This window comes from Rathayibacter sp. AY1H3 (genome assembly GCF_002932015.1).
Genome location: NZ_PSUU01000082.1, coordinates 1 through 5,047 on the forward strand (window position 1 = coordinate 1; position 5,047 = coordinate 5,047).

A 5,047-nucleotide genomic window follows, 5' to 3' on the forward strand; every position below is an offset into this window, starting at 1 on the left:
GCGTGACGCTCGAGGGATCGAACCTGGACTCGGTCGCCACCGTCCGCTTCGGCGGGGCCGAGGGCAGCGTCGCGGTCGACAATCCCGACCAGATCACGGGGTGGTCGGCGGGCAGGGTGGAGCGGGTGGAGCGAGGGGGCACAGAGAGGTCTCACGGGTCGGCGGCTCGGCGGGGGACCGGGCTCGGGAGCAGGGGAAGCGGCTATGTCACCAGGCGGGGGTGGGAGATCCGTCAGACGGGCCTCCGAAAGCGCTCCGAATAACAGTACGGTAACGAGCGGCGCGTGTCACGCCCGATCGTGTCCGTCTGTGATCGCTAGACCGCCTAGGAAGTGGTCCCCGGTGCGTAATCGGGCGCATCCGGAAGGCCGAAGGCGCGCTCGAGCGTCTCGATGCCGGAGTCGTGCAGGTACCCGGAGAGCTGGGTCCCGACGTACCGCAGGTGGTACGGCTCCGACTCGTACCCCGTGATCGGAGTGGCGTCGGGCTTGTAGCGCACGAGGAAGCCGAAGCGATGGGCGTTGGCGCCGACCCACTGCCCCTCCGGAGTGTCGCCCCAGCAGATCTCGAGCGCGCACGCGCCCGACGCTCCCACCACGTCGACCGCCCAGCCGGTCTGGTGCTCGCTGTGCCCCGGGCGCGCACTCGTCGCATCCGCTCCCGCCTGCCCGCGCGAGGACACCCAGCCCGCGTAGACGCTGACCTGGGTGTCGTAGGAGCGGTAGGCGCTCTGCACCGCCAGCGAGAGGCCGGCCTCGGAGCGGGCGGCGGCGAAGAGCGGGACGAGGGCGTCCGCGGTCGCCTGGCGCATCGGCTGCCGGTTGACGTAGGGCACGTCGGGGAAGGTCAGGTCGGCGGGGACGTAGTCGACCGGCGCGAGCGTCCGCAGCTTGTTGACGACGACCCAGGTGCTCGCCGGGTCGTCGACGGACTGCGCGGTGAGGTCGATCCCGGAGGCGGTGGGAGTGGGTGTGGGAGTCGGAGTGGCGGTCGGCACCGCCGTGGGCGTCGAGGTGGTCGCGGCCGCGGAGGGCGACGGAGCGGGCGGCGCCGTCGAGGGGGTCGACGAGGGCGCCGGCGCTCCGTTCCCGATGGCGGCTCCGACCCCCAGCGCGGTCAGGCCCGCCGCGGCGGCCACACCCCCGATGACCAGGGCTCGGCGGCGGACGGGGCGCCCATCGGTCGGCTCGTTCTCGTTCGACGTCATCCTCCGAGCCTAGACAGACCCGTTCCTGCGCATCTGCTGAAGCACCGGCGATCGGTTCTGTCCACCCGTGCCCCTCCACGCGGGTCGCGCATATCCTCTAAGGATTCACATAAGCAGACCCCCTAGCTTGAGTGACAGCCACGACTCCGCGTGCGACCGCCCCCTCGGCTGCACGGCCCCCCACGGAGCCGTCGATGGAAGGACCCCATGCTCCGACCCCTCACCGCACCCTCCGTCCCTCTCGCCGCCCTCGCTCGGACGCTCGAGATCGGCGACGAGGGCGGCCTGACGGCCGAGATCAGCGGAGTGACGCTGATCGCCTCCGACGTCGAGCCCGGCGACCTCTTCGTCGCCCTGCCCGGGGTCAACCGCCACGGGGCCGAGTTCGTCGAGCAGGCCGTGGCCCGCGGCGCCTCCGCCGTGCTGACCGACACCGCGGGCGCCGACGCCGCGCGCGCGACCGGTCTGCCCGTCCTCGTGGTCGACGACCCCCGCTCCCGCCTGGGCGCCGTCGCCGCCGCCGTCTACGGGACGGCCGAGCGCTCCCCCGTGCTGCTCGGCGTGACCGGCACCAACGGCAAGACGTCGACCGTCCACATGCTCGAGGGGATCCTCCGCCAGCTCGGCGTCGTGCCCGGCCTCAGCTCGACCGCGGAGCGCCACATCGGCGACACCTCGGTGACCAGCGGCCTGACCACCCCGGAGGCGACGGAGCTGCACGCGCTCGTCGCCCGCATGGAGGAGGAGGGCGTCGGCGCGGCCGCGATCGAGGTCAGCGCCCAGGCGCTCACCCGCCACCGCGTCGACGGCGTGGTCTTCGACGTCGCCGGCTTCACGAACCTCAGCCACGACCACCTCGACGACTACGGCGACATGGACACCTACTTCGACGAGAAGGCCCAGCTGTTCCAGCCCGATCGCGCGCGCCGGGCCGTCGTCTCGCTCGACTCCCCCGCGGGCGCGCGCCTCGTCGAGGTCGCCGGCGTGCCGGTCACCACGATCACCTCCCTCCCGGGCGTCGACGCCGACTGGACCGTGACGGTGCTCGAGCAGGAGTTCGGCCGCACCCGCTTCCGGATCGGGAACCGCGAGGGCCGTGCCATCACGACCTCCGTGCCGATCATCGGCACCCACATGGCCGCCAACGCCGGTCTGGCGATCGTGATGCTGATCGAGTCCGGTCGGCCGATCGGCGAGATCCGCGCCGCGCTGCACCGCGACGGCGGAGTGGACGCCTCCCTCCCCGGCCGCACCGAGCGCGTCTCCGGCAACCGCGGCCCCACGGTGTACGTCGACTTCGGACACAGCGCCGACGCCTTCGCCCGCACCCTGGAGGCCGTCCGCGAGGTCACTCCCGGCCGCGTGGTCATGGTGTTCGGCGCCGACGGCGACCGGGACGCGCTCAAGCGCCCGGCGATGGCCGAAGCCGCCGTCCTGGGCAGCGACGTGCTGATCGTCACCGACCACCACCCGCGCTTCGAGGACCCGGCCTCGATCCGGCGCACCCTCGTCGAGGCCGCCCGCGCCGCACGTCCGGACGCCGAGATCCACGAGGTCGACGACCCCAAGCGCGCCATCCGCGTCGCCGTGTCCCTGGCGCACGAGGGCGACGCCATCCTCTGGGCCGGCCCCGGGCACCAGAACTACCGCGACATCCTCGGCGTGCGCACGCCGTACTCGGCCCGAGCCGAGGCCCGCGCAGCGCTCCGCGAGGCCGGCTGGGCGGACGAGGCGGTCCCCGCTCCGGCCTGAGGCACGGCCCCGGCACGGCGGCCCTGAGATCCCGTTCAGGCTCGCCGGACGCTCTGTCGCGCTCTCCGCACGCGGTGTAACTTTGCGCAGCACGCAACGTTTGCGGCGGATCGCCGTGCCTGGACGCGTCCGCCAGACAAGGGGACCACCGTGGCCGACTCCGCCTCCGCTCCATCCGCTCCGACCTCGACGCCGTCCGGCGCCGTGATGTCGCACCGGCAGATCCTGTTCGTCATCTTCGGCCTGATGGCGGGGATGTTCCTCTCCTCGCTCGACCAGACCATCGTCGGCACCTCGATGCGCACCATCGCGGACGACCTCGACGGCCTCTCGCAGCAGGCGTGGGTGACCACCGCCTACCTGATCGTCTCGACTATCGCGACGCCGATCTACGGCAAGCTCTCCGACATCTTCGGACGCCGCCCGCTCTACCTGATCGCGATCGTGCTGTTTCTGATCGGCTCGACGCTCGCCGGCTTCTCGACCTCGATGCTCGGCCTCGCGGGCTTCCGCGCCGTGCAGGGCCTCGGCGCCGGCGGGCTCATGTCGCTCGCGCTCACGGTGATGGGCGACATCCTGCCCCCGCGCGAGCGCGCCAAGTACCAGGGCTACTTCCTGGCCGTCTTCGGGATCTCCAGCGTCGTCGGACCGCTCATCGGCGGCCTGCTCGCCGGCACGCCCGAGATCCTCTTCATCACCGGCTGGCGCTGGGTCTTCCTGATCAACCTCCCGATCGGCGCCGTCGCGCTCTTCATCGTCGTGCGGTTCCTCCACCTGCCCAAGCCCGCCGGCAAGCGCTCGGTGCGGATCGACTGGTGGGGCGCCTCCCTCGTCGTCATCGCCGCGGGACCGCTGCTGCTGATCGCCGAGCAGGGCCGCGAGTGGGGCTGGGGCTCGCCGATCGCGTGGGTCTGCTACATCGTCGGCGCGCTGGGCGTCATCGGCTTCATCGCGGCCGAGCGGATGATGGGCGACGACGCGCTCATCCCCCTCAAGCTCTTCCGCTCGCCGACCTTCTCGATGGCGACCGTGCTGGGCGTCCTCGTCGGCTTCGGCATGTTCGGCGGCATGATGGCGATCCCGCTGTACCTGCAGCTGGTGAACGGCGCCACGCCGACCGAGTCCGGCTTCCTGATGCTGCCGATGATCCTCGGCCTGATGATCGCCTCGATCGTCTCGGGTCAGATCATCTCGCGCACGGGCCGCTACCGCGCCTTCCCGATCGTCGGCACGTTCCTGATGTCGGCCGCGTTCTTCTACTTCACCTTCGTGACGATCGACAAGCCGGTGATCTTCATGATGGGCGGGATGCTGATGCTGGGCCTCGGGCTCGGGCAGATGATGCAGACCCTCACCCTGGCCTCGCAGAACTCGGTCGACGTGGCGAACATGGGAGTCGCGACCAGCGCCTCCACGTTCTTCCGCCAGATCGGCGGCACCCTGGGCACCGCCGTGATCTTCTCGGTGCTGTTCAGCCGGATCCCCGACACCATCGCCGCGGCCTTCAAGAACCCGGCGCTCGCGGCGGATCTGCAGCGGGCCGTCACCGACCCCGCCGTCGCCGCGGACCCGGCCAACGCCGGGATCCTGAAGCTGCTGCAGTCGCAGGACACCGCGGCGATCGGCTCCGCGCTCGACGGGGACACCTCGTTCCTGAACACCGCGGAGCGCGCCCTGTCGGCCCCGTTCCTGACCGGGTTCAACGACGCGACCGTGACCGTGTTCCAGGTCGCGCTGGGCGTGGTCCTGCTGGCCTTCGTCCTCTCGTGGTTCCTCAAGACCCCGCCGCTGCGCGCGAAGTCGGCCATGCAGGAGGCGCACGACCTCGCGGCCGAGGACAGCGCGGAGGAGCTGCGCCGCACGGACCCGCAGCTGGCCGCGCGCGCCGGGGCCGACCTGGCCGCGGGCAGCATCGAGCCGGACGTCCGGACGGACTCGATCCGCACCGCTCCTCCACGCGACGGGCACGGCGCCCACCGGGCCTGATCGGGAAGCGCCGGCCGACCGCGTCCTGCGCTCCGCTCCTCCCCTCCGAGGCGCCGCCTCCCCGGCCGGACACCGCGGTGAGGGCGGTGTCCGGGCGGCGGA

The 5,047-nt window shown here is 72.1% G+C and carries 3 protein-coding genes; 2 read left to right on the plus strand and 1 reads right to left on the minus strand.

The window, feature by feature from the left end; translation table 11 throughout:
* Positions 1-325 precede the first annotated feature (325 nt).
* Entirely contained in the window at positions 326-1,207 is an 882-nt protein-coding gene (locus tag C5C33_RS17830; protein WP_104261766.1) for a D-alanyl-D-alanine carboxypeptidase family protein, read from the minus strand.
* 207 nt (positions 1,208-1,414) lie between these two features.
* On the opposite strand from C5C33_RS17830, the gene C5C33_RS17835 reads away from it, so the two are divergent.
* Both C5C33_RS17835 and C5C33_RS17840 read left to right on the plus strand, forming a co-directional pair.
* Entirely contained in the window at positions 1,415-2,959 is a 1,545-nt protein-coding gene (locus C5C33_RS17835) for a Mur ligase family protein (RefSeq protein WP_104261767.1), read from the plus strand.
* Between the two features lie 207 nt (positions 2,960-3,166).
* Complete coding sequence (locus C5C33_RS17840) at positions 3,167-4,945, plus strand: MDR family MFS transporter (protein ID WP_104261768.1); 1,779 nt, start codon at positions 3,167-3,169, stop codon at positions 4,943-4,945.
* Positions 4,946-5,047 lie beyond the last annotated feature (102 nt).